Here is an 18,738-nt window from a genome sequence, read left to right on the forward strand (position 1 = left end):
CGAGATTGAGTCATGGCAGAAGCAGTCGCCGATAATGTTCCGGCCAAGGCCACTCCAATAGACGGCAAGCCGCCGCTGTTCGGATTGTCCTTCCTGGAAAACCTCTCCGAGATGACCATGTTGCGTCAGGTGGGCCTGTTGGTCGGCCTGGCTGCGAGCGTGGCGATTGGCTTCGCCGTTGTGTTGTGGTCCCAGCAACCAGACTACCGGCCTCTGTACGGCAGCCTTGCCGGCATGGACGCCAAGCAGGTCATGGAAACCCTGGCCGCCGCCGATATTCCTTACACCGTCGAACCCAACTCCGGTGCCTTGCTGGTCAAGGCCGATGATCTGTCCCGTGCGCGGCTCAAACTCGCAGGCGCTGGTGTCACTCCCAGCGATGGCAACATCGGTTTTGAGATCCTCGACAAGGACCAGGGCCTGGGTACCAGCCAGTTCATGGAAGCGACCCGTTATCGTCGCGGCCTCGAAGGCGAACTGGCCCGGACCATCTCCAGCCTGAACAACGTCAAGGGTGCCCGTGTGCATCTGGCGATTCCGAAAAGCTCGGTATTCGTGCGCGACGAACGCAAGCCAAGCGCTTCGGTGCTGGTGGAGCTGTATTCCGGTCGTTCGCTGGAACCAGGCCAGGTGGTGGCAATCATCAATCTGGTGGCGACCAGCGTTCCCGAACTCAGCAAATCCCAGATCACCGTCGTCGACCAGAAGGGCAACCTGCTGTCGGATCAGGCGGAAAACTCCGAACTGACTATGGCTGGCAAACAGTTCGACTACAGCCGCCGCATGGAAAGCATGCTCACCCAGCGCGTGCATAACATCCTGCAACCGGTGCTGGGCAATGATCGCTATAAAGCCGAAGTCTCGGCCGACGTGGATTTCAGTGCCGTCGAGTCGACCTCCGAGCAGTTCAACCCGGATCAACCGGCGTTGCGCAGCGAGCAGTCGGTCAACGAACAACGTACCGCCAGCAATGGCCCGCAAGGTGTGCCGGGTGCCCTGAGCAACCAGCCGCCCGCGCCAGCCTCCGCGCCGCAAACCACCGGTGGCGCAACCGCGTCGGCCGGCATGGTGCAGCCAGGCCAGCCATTGCTCGATGCCAACGGTCAGCAGATCATGGACCCGGCCACCGGTCAGCCGATGCTGGCACCGTACCCGGCGGACAAGCGTCAACAATCCACCAAGAACTTCGAGCTGGACCGTTCCATCAGCCACACCAAACAACAGCAGGGCCGTTTGAATCGCCTGTCGGTGTCGGTGGTGGTGGATGATCAGGTCAAGATCAACGCGGCCAACGGTGAAACCACCCGCGCGCCATGGACCGCCGATGAACTGGCGCGCTTCACCCGGCTGGTGCAGGACGCTGTCGGGTTTGACGCCAGCCGTGGCGACAGCGTCAGCGTGATCAACATGCCGTTCTCCGCCGAGCGCGGTGAAGCGATTGCCGAAATTCCGTTCTATTCCCAGCCGTGGTTCTGGGACATCGTCAAGCAAGTGCTGGGTGTCTTGTTCATCCTGGTGCTGGTATTCGGTGTGCTGCGCCCGGTGCTCAACAACATCACCGGTGGCGGCAAAGGCAAACAGCTTGCTGGCTTGGGCAGCGACGTCGAGTTGGGTGGCATGGGCGGCCTGGACGGCGAGCGGGCCAACGACCGCGTCAGCCTCGGTGGCCCGCAAAGCATCCTGCTGCCGAGCCCGAGCGAAGGCTATGACGCACAGTTGAACGCAATCAAGAGTCTGGTGGCAGAAGATCCGGGTCGTGTGGCCCAGGTCGTGAAAGAGTGGATTAACGCAGATGAGTGATAACCGAGCCGTTGCCGCCAAACTGTCCAAGGTCGACAAAGCCGCGATTCTGCTGCTGTCCCTCGGTTCGACCGATGCTGCTCAAGTGTTGCGCCACATGGGGCCCAAAGAGGTCCAGCGTGTGGGTGTGGCCATGGCCCAGATGGGTAATGTGCACCGCGAGCAGGTCGAGCAGGTGATGAGCGAGTTCGTCGACATCGTCGGCGACCAGACCAGCCTCGGTGTCGGCTCCGACGATTACGTGCGCAAAATGCTCACCCAGGCCCTGGGCGAAGACAAGGCCAATGGCCTGATCGACCGGATCCTGCTGGGCGGCAACACCAGTGGTCTCGACAGTCTGAAGTGGATGGAGCCGCGCGCCGTCGCCGACGTGATCCGTTACGAGCACCCGCAGATCCAGGCGATCGTGGTGGCGTACCTCGACCCGGACCAGGCCGGCGAAGTGCTGGGCAACTTCGATCACAAAGTGCGACTGGACATCATTCTGCGGGTGTCCTCGCTGAACACCGTACAGCCAGCGGCCCTGAAAGAACTCAACCAGATTCTCGAGAAGCAGTTCTCCGGCAACTCGAATGCCTCGCGCACCACCCTGGGTGGCATCAAGCGTGCGGCAGATATCATGAACTTCCTCGACAGCTCGATCGAAGGTCAGTTGATGGACTCGATCCGCGAAGTCGACGAAGACCTGTCCGGTCAGATCGAAGACCTCATGTTCGTGTTCAACAACCTGTCCGATGTCGACGACCGCGGCATTCAGGCGCTGTTGCGCGAAGTGTCCTCCGATGTGCTGGTGCTGGCCCTCAAAGGCTCGGACGAAGGCGTCAAAGAGAAGATCTTCAAGAACATGTCCAAACGAGCGGCCGAACTGTTGCGCGACGACCTCGAGGCCAAAGGCCCGGTGCGTGTCAGCGACGTGGAAGCCGCGCAGAAAGAAATCCTCACCATTGCCCGCCGTATGGCCGAAGCCGGAGAAATCGTTCTCGGCGGGAAGGGCGGCGAAGAGATGATCTAAGGTCACTATGTCGTCCAAACATGATGAGTCCAACACCGACCTGATCCGTGCCAAGGATGTCGGTGGTTTCGATGTCTGGTCGTTGCCCAGTTTCGACCCGCACGTGCCGGAACCCGAGCCGGAACCGGAGCCCGAGCCGCCGGAGATGGAAGAAGTGCCGCTGGAAGAAGTCCAGCCACTGACCCTCGAAGAACTCGAAAGCATTCGCCAGGAAGCCTATAACGAAGGCTTCGCCACGGGCGAGAAAGAGGGTTTCCACAGCACCGCGCTCAAAGTGCGCCAGGAAGCCGAAGTCGCCCTGGCCGCCAAGATCGCCGGTCTGGAGGCGTTGATGGGCCATCTGTTCGAGCCCATCGCGGAGCAGGACACCCAGATCGAAAAGTCCCTGGTCGACCTCGTGCAGCACATCACCAAACAAGTGATTCAGCGCGAACTGGCCATCGACTCGACGCAAATCGAACACGTCATGCGTGAGGCCCTCAAGCTCTTGCCGCTGGGTGTGGGCAATGTGCGGCTGTACATCAATCCGCAGGATTTCGTACAGGTCAAAGCCTTGCGCGAGCGCCATGAAGAAACCTGGCGCATCGTCGAGGATGAGGCGCTGTTACCCGGTGGTTGCCGGGTCGAGACTGAACACAGCCGGATCGATGCCACGGTGGAAACCCGTGTGGCGCGGGTCATGGACAAGCTCTTCGATCAACTGCACGAACAGGCATTGCACCCGGCCGAGCCGGACTTGAGCCTGGAGTTGCCGATCGATACCCAACCACCGGTCGCTCCGGAACTGGACGATCCCGATGCGCCTTGATCGCACCAGCTTCGCCAGGCGCCTGGGCAGCTATGCCGAGGCCACGGAGCTTGCCGGCGCACCGATTCTCGAAGGCCGCTTGCTGCGCATGGTCGGCCTGACCCTTGAAGCGGAAGGCTTGCGCGCCGCCATGGGCAGCCGCTGCATGGTCATCAACGACGACAGTTATCACCCGGTGCAAGTCGAAGCCGAAGTCATGGGTTTCTCCGGCAGCAAAGTCTTTCTGATGCCGGTCGGCAGCGTCGCCGGCATCGCGCCCGGTGCGCGCGTCGTTCCGCTGGCCGATACCGGTCGCCTGCCGATGGGCATGAGCATGCTCGGGCGAGTGTTGGACGGTGCCGGTCGCGCGCTGGACGGCAAGGGTGGCATGAAGGCCGAAGACTGGGTGCCGATGGATGGCCCGACCATCAATCCGCTCAAGCGCGAACCGATCAGCGAGCCCCTGGATGTGGGCATCCGCTGCATCAACGGCTTGTTGACGGTCGGCCGCGGTCAGCGGCTCGGGCTGTTCGCCGGTACCGGCGTCGGCAAGAGTGTGCTGCTGGGCATGATGACGCGCTTCACCGAGGCGGACATTATCGTCGTCGGGCTGATCGGCGAGCGGGGTCGTGAAGTTAAGGAATTCATCGAGCACATCCTCGGTGAAGAAGGTCTCAAGCGTTCGGTCGTGGTCGCCTCACCCGCCGACGATGCGCCGCTGATGCGTCTGCGCGCAGCCATGTACTGCACGCGCATCGCTGAGTATTTCCGCGACAAGGGCAAGAACGTCCTGCTGTTGATGGATTCCCTGACCCGTTTCGCCCAGGCCCAGCGGGAAATCGCCCTGGCCATCGGCGAGCCGCCGGCCACCAAGGGTTATCCGCCGTCGGTGTTTGCCAAACTGCCGAAACTGGTGGAGCGGGCCGGTAACGCCGAGAAGGGCGGTGGCTCGATCACGGCGTTCTACACCGTACTGTCCGAAGGCGATGACCAGCAGGACCCGATCGCGGACGCAGCGCGGGGTGTGCTCGACGGGCACATCGTGCTGTCCCGGCGCCTGGCCGAGGAAGGTCACTACCCGGCCATCGATATCGAAGCGTCCATCAGTCGGGTCATGCCGTCGGTGGTAACGCCGGAGCACATGGCCCGCGCGCAGTATTTCAAGCAGCTGTGGTCGCGCTATCAGCAGAGTCGGGACCTGATCAGCGTTGGCGCCTACGTCGCTGGCGGTGACCGGGAAACCGACCTGGCAATTTCCCTGCAACCGCAGCTGGTCAAGTACCAGCGTCAGGGGTTGAACGACAGCATCAGCCTGGGTGAAAGCGAAGCCTATCTCGGCTCGATCTTCGCCCCTGCGGCTGGCGGCTAACCGGCCATGCCCCCGAGCCGAGCCTCGCGCCTGGCCCCTGTGGTCGAAATGGCGGAAAAGGTCGAGAAGGCAGCGGTCCAGCGTCTTGGGCACTTCCAGGGTCAGGTCCGTCTGGCGGAAAGCAAACTCGCCGACCTCGAAGCCTTTCGTCTCGATTATCAGGAACAATGGATCGTGCGTGGCAGCAGTGGCGTGTCTGGTCAGTGGTTGCTGGGGTATCAGGGCTTCCTCGCGCAACTGGGCACCGCCATCGACCAGCAGCGACAAAGCCTCGCCTGGCATCAAAACAACCTGAACAAGGCGCGGGAAACCTGGCAACAGGCGTTTGCGCGGGTCGAAGGCTTGCGCAAACTGGTCCTGCGTTACATGGACGAAGCGCGACGCCTGGAGGACCGGCGCGAGCAGAAACTGCTGGATGAACTGTCCCAGCGGTTGCCGCGTCAGGATCCTTATTGATCAGGTAGCCTTCCACCGCTCAGTAGCCTTGCCCCGGCCCCCGCCAGGTGCTAAACCTTGTACACGTACGTTCGCCAATGACAAGGAAGCCGTTCATGTCAGTTGTTACAGAAGTATCCCAAGATGGGCAAAAGCTGACGATATCGATCAGGGGACGATTCGATTTCGCCAAGCATCAGGAATTTCGTGAATCCTACGAAAACCTTCAGCCAAAACCAGAATCCTTCGAAGTGAACCTGAAGGACGCCACCTACCTCGACAGTTCAGCGCTCGGCATGTTGTTGCTGTTGCGAGATCACGCGGGCGGCGAGAATGCCGAGATCACGTTGACCAACGCCAACGCCGATGTGCGCAAGATTCTCGCCATCTCCAATTTTGAACAAATCTTCGACGTGGCGTGACTGTCATGCAGTCATTGTTCGAATCGCTGACGATACTCATCGTCGAAGACAGCGCGGCTGATCGCATGCTGCTGTCGACGATCGTCCGTCGCCAGGGCCATGAGGTGCTGACGGCCACCAATGGCGCCGAAGCGGTCGATACATTTCGCCAGCAAGGACCGCAACTGGTGCTCATGGACGCCATGATGCCGGTGATGGACGGTTTCGAGGCCGCGCGGCAGATCAAGGCGCTGGCCGGGGAAACCCTGGTGCCGATCATCTTCCTCACCTCGCTGACCGAAAGCGAAGCCCTGGCCCGTTGCCTGGAGGCTGGCGGCGACGACTTTCTGGCCAAGCCCTACAACCAGGTGATCCTCGCCGCCAAGATCAAGGCAATGGACCGCTTGCGACGGTTGCAGGCCACCGTGCTGGAGCAGCGTGACCAGATCGCCCGGCACCACGAATACTTGCTCAATGAGCAGCGGGTGGCCAAGGCCGTTTTCGACAAGGTGGCCCACTCCGGTTGCCTGAAGGCTCCCAACATCCGCTATCTGCAATCGCCCTATGCGCTGTTCAACGGCGATCTGCTGCTGGCTGCGTTCACCCCGGCCGGCGACATGCATGTGTTGCTCGGCGATTTCACCGGTCATGGTTTGCCGGCCGCGGTCGGTGCCATGCCCCTGGCCGAAGTCTTTTATGGCATGACCGCCAAGGGTTATGGCCTGTCAGAAACCCTGCGGGAGATGAATGCCAAGCTCAAGCGTATCCTGCCGGTGGACATGTTCTGTTGCGCCACGCTGCTGTGCCTGAGTTTTCAGCGGCGCTCGGTGGAGGTGTGGAACGGTGGGATGCCCGACGGCTATCTGCACAGCATCGCCAGCGGTGAGCGAACCCCGCTCAAGGCTCGGCATTTGCCGCTGGGTGTGCTCAGCCCGCTAACCTTCGACGACCGCACTGAAGTGTTTCCGATGGCGGTTGGCGATCGGGTATTCCTGCTGTCCGACGGAGTGATCGATACCTGCGATGCCAACGATCAGTTGTTTGGTGTCGAGCGATTGCAGCACGTGTTTGCGGCCAATCATCAGCCCGATCATTTGTTCGAAGAGATCGAGCAGGCGCTGCGCGACTTTCGCGGTGAAGCCCGTGACGATGTCAGCATGGTCGAGGTCAGTTTGCTGGAGGCCGCGCAAATAAGTCCGCCGGCGTTGGTGTATTCCGACAGCGGCCAGTCCTGCCCGCTGGACTGGTCGGTGAGTTTCGAATTTCGCGCAGCGACCCTCAAACGCTTCAATCCGCTGCCGTATCTTCTGCAATTACTGCTTGAGGTGCATGGTTTGCGAGCCCAGAGCGGCGCGCTCTACAGTGTTCTGGCCGAACTGTATTCCAATGCGCTGGAGCATGGCGTGCTGGGGCTGGACTCAAGCCTCAAGCGCGATGCCTCGGGTTTTACGCGCTATTATCAACAGCGCAACGCGCGTCTGGACGCCTTGCAGGACGGCTATGTGCGTGTGCATCTGCAGATTAAACCGAAGGGCGAGGGCGGTTGCCTAACGGTTCGAGTCGAAGACAGTGGCAAGGGTTTCGATGTTGCACGGGTGATGGAGCGGCCCGTTGATGGTGTCCGTCTGTCGGGGCGCGGGGTCAGTCTGATTCGTCAGCTGAGTCGCAACGCCAGTTGGTCCGACGATGGTCGAAGTGCCCGCGTGGAATTTTTCTGGGAGGCTCTGGCATAATCCACGCATTCTTGATCAAGGAGTGAGCAAGTGGCTGACAAACATCTGGATCGCGACGTGCTCAGTGCGTTGCAAGAGGTCATGGAGGATGAGTATCCGATATTGTTGGATACCTTTCTCGCCGATTCCGAAGAGCGGCTGAATTTGTTGCGCAAGGCCGACAATGCCGTGGCGCTGATTGAGGCTGCCCATAGCTTCAAGGGAAGCAGCAGCAATATGGGGGCTATTCGCCTTGCCGAGTTGTGTGATGAATTGGAGCGGCGCGCCAAAGAGAAGCCTCTCGCTGGAATTGAAAATCTCGTTGGCGAGATCGACCAGGAATTCGCCGTCATTCGACCGCTGTATGAGGCGGAGCGCGAGCGTTCTCTTCCGTCTGATGCGACCGTCCGGCGCTTTTAACGCCTACCACGCAAACATGGCGCGACCCTTGCAATGATCTCCGTCAACTGTACCTACGATCCCAGTGCAGCGGAGACCGTTCATGCCTATTACCCCCAATATTCTTCTTCAGGCCGCCGCGCAGGCCAAGACTCAAGCCGCTTCCGCCAATACACCGGCGCTGGCCGCTGAGCCCGGGGACAAGGCGTCAAGCTTCGCTCAGGTCTACGCCAATCAGGCCCAGAACAAACCTTCTGCGGTGAATGACGGGCCGGCCAAGTCGGTGCGCGACAAAGCCCCGGAAAGCCCCGGCAAAAAGGATGTCGACAACGACAAGTCTGCCGCCCCGGAGCCGACGGTTGCCGATACCGGCAAATCCTTGCCCGCCGATAAACCGGCACCGACCGACGATCAGGCGGCCAGCGATGACGCGCCGGACACCGCCGAGACGCCGGTTGCCGATACCGCGCCGGTTGACCCGGCTCTCGACCCGGCATTGATGCTGGCAGTGCAACCGGCAATACCAGCACCCGTGCCGGAAGCTTTGCCGGTGGCAGCCCCTGTGCAACCGCAGGTCGAAGCACCGGTCGTTGCGGTCGTTACTACGCCAGCGACCTCGGCCGTCACCACCGCCGCCAACACCGATTTCGATCCTGAAGCCGATCCCCTCGATGCACTGCCAGCGGTGCGCATGGCCATGGAGCAGAGCGGACACGTATCCGCTTCCAGCCAGGCCCAACCAAAAGCTGCACCGACCTCGGCCCAGGCCCAGGCCGACGGCGAGTCGACCTCGGCGCAGAGCTTTGCCGCAGGCATGGCGAGCATGCTCGACGTGCAAGCCGACAAGGACAGCACCAGTCAGGGCGGTGAGAAGGCTTTCAGTGGCCTCATCGATGACGGCCTCAAGGATCTGAAGTCCGCGAGCAGCGATACCCGTGTCGACGATTTCGCCAATCGTCTGGCTGCGCTGACCCAGGCTGCTACGCCGAAAACCGCTAACGCATTGCCGGTGAACCAGCCGATTGCCATGCATCAGAGCGGCTGGACCGAAGAAGTGGTGAACCGGGTCATGTACCTGTCCAGCGCCAATCTCAAGGCGGCCGACATTCAGTTGCAGCCGGCCGAACTGGGGCGTCTCGACATTCGGGTGAACATGGTTCCGGATCAGCAGACCCAAGTGACCTTCATGAGCGCGCATCCAAGCGTTCGCGAAGCGCTGGACGGTCAGATGCATCGTTTGCGTGACATGTTTACGCAGCAGGGCATGGGCCAGGTCGACGTCAACGTTTCCGACCAGTCCCGTGGCTGGCAAGGCCAGGGGCAGGATCAGGCTCAGCAGGGCCAGGGCGGTCGTACCAGTGCCAATGGCGGTCGCCTCGACGCGATGGATGACGAGCCTGTGCCAACAGTCGCCGAAGTAGCGGCCAGCACCACCAGCGTGATCGGCTCCAGCGCGGTTGACTACTACGCCTGATCAAACGCAAAACCTCCTGTGGGAGCGGGCTTGCTCGCGAATGCGGTGTGACAGTCGACATCAGTGTTGAATGTTAAGCCGCATTCGCGAACCAGCCCGCTCCCACATTTGTTTTGTAGTGTCCCGGCAATCTCCCTCCCGACACTTCTGGCATAACACTTGCTCTTGCCTCTCCGTGCGACTGTGAAAACCCGAATAGTGACGGATTATTGGCATGGCGAAGAGCGACGCAGTAGTAAAAGACCCCGCAACCAAAGGCAGACTCAAGCTGATTATTGCGGTCGTGGTGGCCCTGCTGCTGGCGATCGGCATGTCCGTGGGAGCGACCTGGTTCTTCATGCAAAACGCCCAGAGCAAGCCAGCCGCCGCGGCCGAAACCGCGCCTGTCGGCAAGCAGCCCGCGATTTTCGAACCCATGGCACCGGCCTTCGTGGCCAACTTCAATCAGAACGGTCGTCAGCGCTATATGCAGGTGAGTATCACCATGCAGGGGCGCAACCAGGCCGATCTCGAAGCGCTCAAGGTCCACATGCCGGTGATCCGCAATAACCTGGTCATGCTGTTTTCCGGACAGGATTTCGCGACCCTGGCATCGCCAGTTGGTCAGGAAATGTTGCGTCAGAAAGCCACGGCCAGTGTCCAGGAAGTGGCGCAGAAAGAACTCGGCAAAGTGGTCATCGAACAGTTGCTTTTCACTAATTTCGTACTGCAGTAGGAACACGACATGGCCGTGCAGGACCTGCTGTCCCAGGATGAGATCGATGCGCTGTTGCATGGCGTCGACGATGGTCTGGTACAGACCGATACCGCTGCTGAGCCCGGCAGTGTCAAAAGCTACGACCTGACCAGCCAGGATCGCATCGTCCGTGGACGCATGCCGACCCTGGAAATGATCAACGAACGTTTCGCCCGCTACACCCGCATCAGCATGTTCAACATGCTGCGCCGCTCGGCGGACGTTGCCGTCGGTGGCGTGCAGGTGATGAAGTTCGGCGAATACGTGCACTCGCTGTACGTGCCGACCAGTCTCAACCTGGTCAAGATCAAACCGTTGCGCGGCACCGCGCTGTTCATCCTCGACGCCAAGCTGGTGTTCAAGTTGGTGGACAACTTCTTCGGTGGCGACGGCCGTCACGCGAAGATCGAGGGGCGTGAATTTACCCCCACCGAACTGCGCGTGGTGCGCATGGTGCTGGAGCAGGCTTTCGTCGATCTGAAGGAAGCCTGGCAGGCGATCATGGAAGTGAACTTCGAGTACATCAACTCGGAAGTGAACCCGGCCATGGCCAACATCGTCGGCCCGAGCGAGGCCATTGTGGTGTCGACGTTCCACATCGAACTCGATGGCGGTGGCGGCGACCTGCACGTGACCATGCCGTACTCGATGATCGAGCCGGTGCGCGAAATGCTCGACGCCGGCTTCCAGTCGGACCTCGACGACCAGGACGAGCGCTGGGTCAACGCCCTGCGTCAGGACGTGCTGGATGTCGACGTGCCGATCGGTGCCACGGTCGCCCGTCGCCAATTGCGCCTGCGGGACATTCTGCACATGCAGCCGGGGGACATCATCCCCGTCGAAATGCCGGAAGAAATGATCATGCGCGCCAACGGCGTGCCTGCGTTCAAGGTCAAGATGGGCTCGCACAAAGGCAACCTCGCGTTGCAAGTGATCGAGCCGATCGAGCGCCGTTGATCGGCGCTCCTACACATTCGTTTTTAACTGACGGCTTCTGATTCAAAGGTTGCCCGCCGAGGACACATGATGGCTGACGATATGAATACCCAGGACGACCAGGCGCTGGCCGATGAATGGGCTGCGGCCCTGGAAGAAACCGGCGATGCCGGGCAGAGCGACATCGACGCCTTGCTGGCCGCCGACGCTGCCGGCTCGTCGTCCAACCGTCTGCCGATGGAAGAGTTCGGCAGCGTGCCGAAAAACAACGACCCGGTCACCCTCGATGGTCCGAACCTGGACGTGATCTTGGATATCCCGGTGTCGATTTCCATGGAAGTCGGCAGCACCGATATCAACATCCGCAACCTGCTGCAACTCAACCAGGGTTCGGTGATCGAGCTCGATCGCCTGGCGGGTGAACCGCTGGACGTGCTGGTCAACGGCACGCTCATCGCTCACGGCGAAGTCGTGGTGGTCAACGAGAAGTTTGGCATCCGCCTGACCGACGTGATCAGCCCAAGTGAACGCATCAAGAAGCTGCGCTGAGTGAAAAGGGTTCTGGGTTTTTTGCAGGGGTTGGCGCTCGCCTTGCCGCTCAGCGTTCTGGCTGCCGACCCGGTGGCGACTGCCGCCGCTGCGCCAGCCGCCAGCAGCGGGGTGGCCGGGCAATTGACGCAGTTGGTGTTCGGCTTGCTGCTGGTGCTGGGGTTGATCTTCTTCCTCGCCTGGCTGTTGCGCCGGGTGCAGCAGGCCGGGCCGGCGGGCAAGGGGCAGGTGATCGAACTGATCGGTTCCCGCGCGCTGGGCCCTCGTGACCGTTTGATGCTGGTGCAGGTCGGCAATGAGCAAATCCTGCTTGGCCTGAGCCCGGGCAGCATCACTGCCTTGCATGTGCTCAAGGAGCCGGTGCAAGTGCCGGTCACCGAGAAAGCGACCCCGGAGTTTGCCCAGCGCCTGATGGAGCTAATGGGCAAGGATCAGAAGGATAAGAAGTAATGGGTGCGTTACGCATCGTCTTGACGCTGGCCCTGCTGTTGGTCGCGCCGCTGGCGTTCGCCGCCGATCCGTTGTCGATCCCGGCGATCACCTTGGGCACCAATGCCGAAGGTGCTCAGGAATACTCGGTCAGCCTGCAAATTCTGCTGATCATGACTGCGCTGAGTTTTATCCCGGCGTTCGTCATGCTGATGACCAGTTTTACCCGGATCATCATCGTCTTCTCGATTCTGCGCCAGGCCCTGGGTCTGCAGCAGACACCGTCGAACCAGATCCTCACGGGCATGGCGCTGTTCCTCACCATGTTCATCATGGCGCCGGTGTTCGATCGGGTGAATCAGGATGCCTTGCAACCGTATCTGGCGGAAAAACTCACCGCCCAGGATGCGGTGGCCAAGGCCCAGGTGCCGATCAAGGACTTCATGCTCGCCCAGACGCGCAGCAGCGATCTGGAGCTGTTCATGCGCCTGTCCAAGCGCACCGATATCGCCTCGCCGGATCAGGCGCCGTTGACCATTCTGGTTCCGGCGTTCGTCACCTCCGAGCTTAAAACCGCTTTCCAGATCGGGTTCATGATCTTCATTCCGTTCCTGATCATCGACCTGGTCGTGGCCAGTGTGCTGATGGCGATGGGGATGATGATGCTGTCGCCGCTGATCATTTCCCTGCCCTTCAAGATCATGCTGTTCGTGCTGGTGGATGGCTGGGCGTTGATCATCGGCACACTGGCGAGCAGCTTCGGCGGTGTCTCGCCATGACGCCGGAAGTTGCCGTCGACATCTTTCGCGAGGCGCTCTGGCTGACCACCATGATGGTCGCGGTGCTGGTGATTCCGAGCTTGCTGGTTGGCCTGTTGGTGGCGATGTTCCAGGCCGCCACGCAGATCAACGAACAGACCCTGAGCTTTCTGCCGCGCCTGCTGGTGATGCTGGTGACGCTGATTGTCGCCGGCCCGTGGCTGGTGCAGACCTTCATGGAATACATCCTGCAGTTGTACGGCAGTATTCCTCAGGTCATCGGCTAAGCCATGTCGCTGCTCCAGCTGACCGATACCCAGATCAGCACCTGGGTAGCGGCATTCATGTTGCCGTTGTTTCGCGTCGCTTCCGTGTTGATGGTCATGCCGATTTTCGGCACGACCCTGGTGCCCATGCGGGTCCGCCTGTATTTCGCTTTGGCCATTACCCTGGTCATCGCGCCTGGCCTGCCGCCCATGCCTCCGGTGAATGCATTGGACTTGAGCGCGCTGTTGCTGATTGCCGAGCAGATCATCATCGGCGCGGTGCTGGGGTTTTCCTTGCAGTTGCTGTTCCAGGCGTTTGTGGTCGCCGGGCAAATTATCGCCATTCAGATGGGCATGGGCTTCGCGTCGATGATCGACCCCACCAACGGCGTGTCGGTGGCGGTGATTGGGCAGTTCTTCACTATGTTGGTGACGCTGTTGTTCCTGTCCATGAATGGCCATCTGGTGGTGTTCGAAGTGCTCACCGAAAGCTTCACCACGCTGCCGGTCGGTGGCGGCTTGATGGTCAATCATTTCTGGGAGCTGGCCGGCAAGCTTGGCTGGGTCCTTGGGGCTGCGTTGATGCTGGTGCTGCCCGCGATCACCGCGCTGCTGGTGGTCAACATCGCGTTTGGCGTGATGACCCGGGCAGCGCCGCAGTTGAACATCTTCTCCATCGGCTTTCCGCTGACCCTGGTGCTCGGGTTGTTTATTTTCTGGGTCGGGCTGGCGGACATTCTCAATCAGTATCAACCGCTGGCCTCTGAAGCCTTGCAGTTTTTACGCGAACTGGCACAGGCGCGCTGAGTCATGGCCGAGAGCGAGAGTGGTCAGGACAAAACAGAAGACCCCACGGAAAAGCGCAAAAAGGACTCCCGCGACAAGGGCGAGATTGCGCGCTCCAAGGAACTCAATACCCTGGCGATCATGCTCGCCGGTGCCGGTGCACTGCTGATTTTCGGCGGGGCCCTGGCCCAGGATCTGATGGAACTGATGCGGATGAACTTCACGCTGTCGCGGGAAGTGATCATGGATCAGCGCTCGATGGGGACTTTCCTGCTGCATTCGGGGTGGATTGCCTTGCTGTCGATTCAGCCTGTGATGATTACGCTGGTATTGGCGGCGGTGATCGGCCCGATCTCCCTGGGTGGCTGGTTGTTTGCTGCGGGCTCGATGGCGCCGAAGTTCAGTCGCATGAACCCCGGCGCGGGCCTGAAGCGGATGTTTTCCACCAAGGCGCTGGTGGAGTTGCTCAAGGCCCTGGCCAAGTTTTTTATCGTGCTGTTCGTGGCCTTGGCGGTGTTGTCCGCGGACATCGATGACTTGCTGCGCATTGCCCATGAACCTCTGGACATGGCGATCATTCACAGCCTGCAACTGGTCGGCTGGAGTACGTTGTGGATGGCTTGCGGGCTGATCATCATCGCCGCCGTGGACGTGCCGGTGCAGCTCTGGGAGAGCCACAAGAAACTGCTGATGACCAAGCAGGAAGTGCGCGACGAGCACAAGGATCAGGAAGGGCGGCCGGAGGTCAAGCAACGGATTCGCCAGTTGCAGCGCGAAATGTCTCAGCGCCGGATGATGGCGGCGATTCCCGAGGCCGACGTGGTCATCACCAACCCGACCCATTACGCCGTGGCACTCAAGTACGATGCGGACAAGAGCGGGGCGCCGATGCTGATCGCCAAGGGCAGCGATTTCCTGGCCCTGAAAATCCGCGAAATCGCAGTAGCCAACGACGTGCTGTTGCTTGAGTCCCCGGCGCTGGCGCGGTCCATTTACTACTCCACTGAACTTGAGCAGGAAATCCCTGGCGGCCTCTATCTCGCCGTCGCCCAGGTGCTTGCCTACGTCTACCAGATCCGCCAGCACCGCGCGGGCAAGGGCAAGCGCCCGGAGCCGATCAAGGACGATCTGCCGATTCCGCCGGATTTGCGCCGCGATTCCTGAGTTTTTTGTCATCACGGATAGCCCCTTCGCGAGCGAGCCCGCTCCCACATTGAGTACGCGGTCAAATGTGGGAGCGGGCTCGCTCGCGAAGACGTCGGCCCGGGCAGCAAGAACCCCGATAAACCCTTCTGTTTCAAACCCCCGCAAAAGTTGGAAGGCTTCTTGCAGTAGCCGCTCTGCGCCTGCTTCGGGCGTCAAAAGATTGCTTTAAAGGAACGGGGAAAACCGGTGGATCGCTCTCAGTTACTCAACAGTGCCCGCACAAACGTTGCCGACTTAAGTCGGGGCAATCTGGGCGTGCCGTTGTTGCTGCTGGTCATGCTGGCGATGATGATGTTGCCGATCCCGCCGTTCCTGCTGGACGTGTTTTTCACGTTCAACATTGCCTTGTCGATCGTCGTCTTGCTGGTCTGCGTCTACGCCCTGCGGCCGTTGGATTTCGCGGTGTTCCCGACCATTCTGCTGGTGGCGACGCTGCTGCGGCTGGCGTTGAACGTGGCCTCTACGCGGGTGGTGATGCTCCATGGTCAAGACGGTCACGCCTCCGCGGGTAAGGTGATCCAGGCCTTCGGTGAGGTGGTGATCGGCGGTAACTATGTGGTTGGTATCGTGGTCTTCGCGATTTTGATGATCATCAACTTCGTCGTGGTAACCAAGGGTGCGGGGCGGATTTCCGAGGTGAGCGCGCGTTTCACCCTCGATGCGATGCCCGGCAAACAGATGGCCATCGACGCCGACCTGAACGCCGGCCTGATCGATCAAAACCAGGCTAAATTGCGCCGGATGGAAGTGGCCCAGGAAGCCGAGTTCTACGGTTCCATGGACGGTGCCAGCAAGTTCGTGCGCGGTGATGCCATCGCCGGCCTGCTGATTCTGTTCATCAACCTGATCGGTGGCATGGCGGTCGGTATCTTCCAGCACGGCATGACCTTCGGCGATGCCGGCAGGGTGTACGCGCTGTTGACCATCGGTGACGGTTTGGTGGCGCAATTGCCATCACTGCTGCTGTCCACTGCCGCCGCGATCATGGTGACCCGTGCTTCCGGTTCGGAAGACATGGGCAAGCAGATCAATCGCCAGATGTTCGCCTCGCCCAAGGCGTTGGCGGTGGCGGCTGGTTTGATGGCAGTCATGGGCCTGGTGCCGGGCATGCCGCACTTCTCCTTCCTCAGCATGGCGGCCCTGGCGGCTGGCGGCGCGTACCTGTTCTGGAAGAAACAGAACGTGGTCAAGGTTCAGGCCCTGCAAGAGATCAAGCGTCAGCAGGAACTGCTGCCATCGCCGGCCCGCGCTCAGGAAACCAAGGAGCTTGGCTGGGACGACGTCACCCCGATCGACATGATTGGCCTCGAAGTGGGTTATCGCCTGATTCCGCTGGTGGACCGCAACCAGGGCGGTCAGTTGCTGGCGCGGATCAAGGGCGTGCGCAAGAAGCTGTCCCAGGATCTGGGCTTCCTGATGCCGACTGTGCATATACGTGACAACCTCGACCTGGCGCCGAGTGCCTACCGCCTGACTTTGATGGGGGTGATCCTCGCCGAAGCGGAGATTTATCCCGAGCGGGAGCTGGCGATCAACCCGGGTCAGGTTTACGGCTCGCTTAATGGCATTACCGCCAAAGATCCGGCTTTCGGCCTGGAGGCGGTCTGGATCGAAATCAGCCAGCGTGCCCAGGCGCAGTCCCTCGGTTACACCGTGGTCGATGCCAGTACGGTCGTGGCAACGCATTTGAACCAGATTCTGTACAAGCACTCCAGCGAGCTGATCGGCCACGAGGAAGTGCAGCAACTCATGCAATTGCTGGCCAAAAGCTCGCCAAAACTGGCGGAAGAGCTGGTGCCTGGTGTGCTTTCGCTGTCGCAACTGCTCAAAGTCCTGCAGGCATTGCTGGCCGAACAAGTGCCGGTGAGGGACATTCGCAGCATCGCCGAAGCCATCGCCAACAACGCTCACAAGAGTCAAGATACTGCCGCATTGGTGGCCGCGGTGCGCGTTGGCGTATCCCGTGCAATCGTCCAAAGCATTGTAGGGACTGACTCGGAGCTGCCAGTGATCACCCTGGAGCCAAGGTTGGAACAAATATTGCTCAATAGTCTTCAGAAGGCAGGACAAGGCTCGGAAGAGGGCGTCCTGCTGGAGCCAAGCATGGCTGAAAAGCTGCAACGCTCGTTGATCGATGCGGCGCAGCGTCAGGAGATGCAAGGTCAACCGGTGATTCTGCTGGTAGCCGGTCCGGTTCGCGCGATGCTTTCGCGATTCGGCCGACTGGCAGTCCCGGGTTTGCATGTGTTGGCGTATCAGGAAATTCCTGACAACAAGCAAGTGACCATCGTTGCGACAGTAGGGCCCAACGGCTGAGGTAGTGGTTTATGCAAGTTAAGCGTTTTTTCGCCGCCGATATGCGTCAGGCCATGAAACTGGTTCGTGATGAGCTGGGCGCTGATGCCGCCATCATTGGCAACCGCCGGATCGCCGGTGGTGTCGAGCTGACGGCTGCCCTGGATTACAAATTGTCGGCGCTGGCCCCGCGTGTTCCGAACATGGAACTCGAGGACGAGCTGCGCAAGACCCAGTCGCGGATCGTCACCGCCCAGGCCGAACTGAGCCTGCGCAGCGATGGCGAGAGCGAAAAGAGCACTAACCGCCAGTTGTTCGCCGGCCTGCCGCTGACTGCCGCCGAGCCGCTGATCGAGCCGACCTACGCCGAACCCCGTCGTCCCGCCCCGGCTGCTGCGCCGGCCGCCACTGGTGTGGACCCGCGTGCCTTCGACTCCATGCGTTTCGAACTCAACAGCCTGCGCGAGCTGATGGAAGTACAACTCGGCTCCCTGGCCTGGAACCAGTTGCAAGGCAGCCGTCCAGCCCAGGCCAACCTCTGGCGTCGCCTGCAGCGCATCGGCCTGTCCGGCCCGTTGTCGCGGGACTTGCTGGCGCTGATTACCGAGATTGAAGAGCCTCGCCAGGCCTGGCGCATGTTGCTGGCCCACCTGGCACGGATGATCGCCACACCGGAAATCGAACCACTGGAAGAGGGCGGCGTGATTGCCATGGTCGGCCCTGCCGGTATGGGCAAGACCACCACCCTGGCCAAGCTGGCCGCCCGTTACGTGCTCAAGTACGGCGCGCAAAATATCGCGCTGGTGAGTATGGACAGCTATCGTATCGGTGCGCAGGAACAGCTCAAGACCCTGGGCCGGATCCTCAATGTGTCGGTGACTCATGTCGATCCGGGTCAGTCACTGGTACAGGCGCTGGAACCTTTGCTGCGCAAGCGTGTGGTGCTGATCGATACCGCCGGCCTGCAAGCCAGCGATCCGGCACTGCGCATGCAGCTTGAAAGCCTGGCTGGTCGTGGCATCAAATCAAAAAATTATCTGGTCCTGGCAACCACCAGCCAGAAACAGGTTCTAACGGCCGCATATCACAGTTACAAACGCTGCGGGCTTGCTGGCTGCATCCTGACTAAACTGGATGAAACGGCAAGTCTGGGCGAGGTGTTGAGCCTGGCCATCAGTCATGAATTGCCGGTGGCCTATCTGACCGATGGCCCGCGGATTCCGGATGATTTGCATCTGCCGCGTCGTCATCAGTTGGTCAGTCGCGCCGTAAGCGTGCAAATGCAGGAAGAACCCAGCGAAGAAGCCATGGCTGATATGTTCGCTGATATTTACCACAGCCCGACCAAGCAGGTCGGCTGAGGTACTAATGAACAGTTTTTGTACCTA

At 60.6% G+C, this 18,738-nt stretch carries 19 protein-coding genes; all 19 read left to right on the forward strand.

Annotation, left to right across the window (positions count from 1 at the left end; all coding sequences use genetic code 11):
• The first annotated feature begins 12 nt into the window (after positions 1-12).
• Positions 13-1,800 (forward strand): flagellar basal-body MS-ring/collar protein FliF, encoded by a 1,788-nt coding sequence (gene fliF, locus ACA055_RS07710; RefSeq protein WP_497683089.1) that lies wholly within the window; start codon positions 13-15, stop codon positions 1,798-1,800.
• Complete coding sequence (fliG, locus tag ACA055_RS07715; protein WP_497683090.1) at positions 1,793-2,812, forward strand: flagellar motor switch protein FliG; 1,020 nt, start codon at positions 1,793-1,795, stop codon at positions 2,810-2,812. Before fliF ends, fliG begins: the two co-directional genes overlap by 8 nt.
• 7 nt (positions 2,813-2,819) lie before the next feature.
• Positions 2,820-3,620, forward strand: a complete 801-nt coding sequence (gene fliH, locus ACA055_RS07720) for a flagellar assembly protein FliH (protein WP_497683091.1) — start codon at positions 2,820-2,822, stop codon at positions 3,618-3,620.
• A complete protein-coding gene (fliI, locus tag ACA055_RS07725) occupies positions 3,610-4,968 on the forward strand; it encodes a flagellar protein export ATPase FliI (RefSeq protein ID WP_497683092.1) in 1,359 nt (452 codons plus the stop codon). Before fliH ends, fliI begins: the two co-directional genes overlap by 11 nt.
• A 6-nt stretch (positions 4,969-4,974) precedes the next feature.
• Entirely contained in the window at positions 4,975-5,424 is a 450-nt protein-coding gene (gene fliJ / locus ACA055_RS07730) for a flagellar export protein FliJ (RefSeq protein WP_497683093.1), read from the forward strand.
• A 95-nt stretch (positions 5,425-5,519) separates the two neighbouring features.
• The gene (locus tag ACA055_RS07735) at positions 5,520-5,825 is read left to right on the forward strand and encodes an STAS domain-containing protein (protein WP_475266966.1); all 306 of its coding nucleotides are present in this window, start codon (positions 5,520-5,522) and stop codon (positions 5,823-5,825) included.
• Positions 5,826-5,830: 5 nt separating this feature from the next.
• Positions 5,831-7,537, forward strand: a complete 1,707-nt coding sequence (locus ACA055_RS07740; protein WP_497683094.1) for an ATP-binding SpoIIE family protein phosphatase — start codon at positions 5,831-5,833, stop codon at positions 7,535-7,537.
• Between the two features lie 30 nt (positions 7,538-7,567).
• Entirely contained in the window at positions 7,568-7,936 is a 369-nt protein-coding gene (locus ACA055_RS07745) for an Hpt domain-containing protein (protein ID WP_497683095.1), read from the forward strand.
• 82 nt (positions 7,937-8,018) lie between these two features.
• Positions 8,019-9,389, forward strand: coding sequence for a flagellar hook-length control protein FliK (locus tag ACA055_RS07750; protein WP_497683096.1), 1,371 nt, complete (start codon positions 8,019-8,021; stop codon positions 9,387-9,389).
• Positions 9,390-9,603: 214 nt separating this feature from the next.
• The gene (fliL, locus tag ACA055_RS07755; RefSeq protein ID WP_497683097.1) at positions 9,604-10,104 is read left to right on the forward strand and encodes a flagellar basal body-associated protein FliL; all 501 of its coding nucleotides are present in this window, start codon (positions 9,604-9,606) and stop codon (positions 10,102-10,104) included.
• 9 nt (positions 10,105-10,113) lie between these two features.
• Complete coding sequence (gene fliM, locus ACA055_RS07760; protein ID WP_008024584.1) at positions 10,114-11,082, forward strand: flagellar motor switch protein FliM; 969 nt, start codon at positions 10,114-10,116, stop codon at positions 11,080-11,082.
• Positions 11,083-11,151: 69 nt separating this feature from the next.
• A complete protein-coding gene (fliN, locus tag ACA055_RS07765) occupies positions 11,152-11,610 on the forward strand; it encodes a flagellar motor switch protein FliN (RefSeq protein ID WP_497684371.1) in 459 nt (152 codons plus the stop codon).
• Positions 11,611-12,060, forward strand: coding sequence for a flagellar biosynthetic protein FliO (gene fliO, locus ACA055_RS07770; RefSeq protein WP_497683098.1), 450 nt, complete (start codon positions 11,611-11,613; stop codon positions 12,058-12,060).
• Positions 12,060-12,818 (forward strand): flagellar type III secretion system pore protein FliP, encoded by a 759-nt coding sequence (gene fliP / locus ACA055_RS07775; protein ID WP_497683099.1) that lies wholly within the window; start codon positions 12,060-12,062, stop codon positions 12,816-12,818. The genes fliO and fliP overlap by 1 nt, the downstream gene beginning before the upstream one ends.
• Positions 12,815-13,084 carry a flagellar biosynthesis protein FliQ gene (gene fliQ, locus ACA055_RS07780; RefSeq protein WP_007948918.1) on the forward strand — a complete coding sequence of 90 codons (270 nt, stop codon included), beginning with the start codon at positions 12,815-12,817 and terminating at the stop codon, positions 13,082-13,084. The genes fliP and fliQ overlap by 4 nt, the downstream gene beginning before the upstream one ends.
• 3 nt (positions 13,085-13,087) lie before the next feature.
• Complete coding sequence (fliR, locus tag ACA055_RS07785; RefSeq protein WP_497683100.1) at positions 13,088-13,870, forward strand: flagellar biosynthetic protein FliR; 783 nt, start codon at positions 13,088-13,090, stop codon at positions 13,868-13,870.
• Between the two features lie 3 nt (positions 13,871-13,873).
• Positions 13,874-15,013, forward strand: coding sequence for a flagellar biosynthesis protein FlhB (gene flhB / locus ACA055_RS07790; RefSeq protein WP_497683101.1), 1,140 nt, complete (start codon positions 13,874-13,876; stop codon positions 15,011-15,013).
• A 228-nt stretch (positions 15,014-15,241) separates the two neighbouring features.
• Positions 15,242-17,371: a flagellar biosynthesis protein FlhA gene (flhA, locus tag ACA055_RS07795; RefSeq protein ID WP_497683102.1), complete on the forward strand. Its 2,130-nt coding sequence runs from the start codon at positions 15,242-15,244 to the stop codon at positions 17,369-17,371.
• A gap of 11 nt (positions 17,372-17,382) precedes the next feature.
• On the forward strand, positions 17,383-18,711 hold the full coding sequence (gene flhF / locus ACA055_RS07800) for a flagellar biosynthesis GTPase FlhF (RefSeq protein ID WP_497683103.1): 1,329 nt from the start codon (positions 17,383-17,385) through the stop codon (positions 18,709-18,711).
• The last annotated feature ends 27 nt before the right edge of the window (positions 18,712-18,738 follow it).

It is taken from the genome of Pseudomonas sp. LBUM1657, assembly GCF_059716075.1.

Excerpts from the sequence above, each read along its gene's own strand:
- fliF (WP_497683089.1), top strand. The coding sequence starts at position 13 with ATGGCAGAAGCAGTCGCCGATAATGTTCCGGCCAAGGCCACTCCAATA.
- fliG (WP_497683090.1), top strand. The coding sequence starts at position 1,793 with ATGAGTGATAACCGAGCCGTTGCCGCCAAACTGTCCAAGGTCGACAAA.
- fliH (WP_497683091.1), top strand. The coding sequence starts at position 2,820 with ATGTCGTCCAAACATGATGAGTCCAACACCGACCTGATCCGTGCCAAG.
- fliI (WP_497683092.1), top strand. The coding sequence starts at position 3,610 with ATGCGCCTTGATCGCACCAGCTTCGCCAGGCGCCTGGGCAGCTATGCC.
- fliJ (WP_497683093.1), top strand. The coding sequence starts at position 4,975 with ATGCCCCCGAGCCGAGCCTCGCGCCTGGCCCCTGTGGTCGAAATGGCG.
- ACA055_RS07735 (WP_475266966.1), top strand. The coding sequence starts at position 5,520 with ATGTCAGTTGTTACAGAAGTATCCCAAGATGGGCAAAAGCTGACGATA.
- ACA055_RS07740 (WP_497683094.1), top strand. The coding sequence starts at position 5,831 with ATGCAGTCATTGTTCGAATCGCTGACGATACTCATCGTCGAAGACAGC.
- ACA055_RS07750 (WP_497683096.1), top strand. The coding sequence starts at position 8,019 with ATGCCTATTACCCCCAATATTCTTCTTCAGGCCGCCGCGCAGGCCAAG.
- fliL (WP_497683097.1), top strand. The coding sequence starts at position 9,604 with ATGGCGAAGAGCGACGCAGTAGTAAAAGACCCCGCAACCAAAGGCAGA.
- fliM (WP_008024584.1), top strand. The coding sequence starts at position 10,114 with ATGGCCGTGCAGGACCTGCTGTCCCAGGATGAGATCGATGCGCTGTTG.
- fliN (WP_497684371.1), top strand. The coding sequence starts at position 11,152 with ATGGCTGACGATATGAATACCCAGGACGACCAGGCGCTGGCCGATGAA.
- fliP (WP_497683099.1), top strand. The coding sequence starts at position 12,060 with ATGGGTGCGTTACGCATCGTCTTGACGCTGGCCCTGCTGTTGGTCGCG.
- fliQ (WP_007948918.1), top strand. The coding sequence starts at position 12,815 with ATGACGCCGGAAGTTGCCGTCGACATCTTTCGCGAGGCGCTCTGGCTG.
- fliR (WP_497683100.1), top strand. The coding sequence starts at position 13,088 with ATGTCGCTGCTCCAGCTGACCGATACCCAGATCAGCACCTGGGTAGCG.
- flhB (WP_497683101.1), top strand. The coding sequence starts at position 13,874 with ATGGCCGAGAGCGAGAGTGGTCAGGACAAAACAGAAGACCCCACGGAA.
- flhF (WP_497683103.1), top strand. The coding sequence starts at position 17,383 with ATGCAAGTTAAGCGTTTTTTCGCCGCCGATATGCGTCAGGCCATGAAA.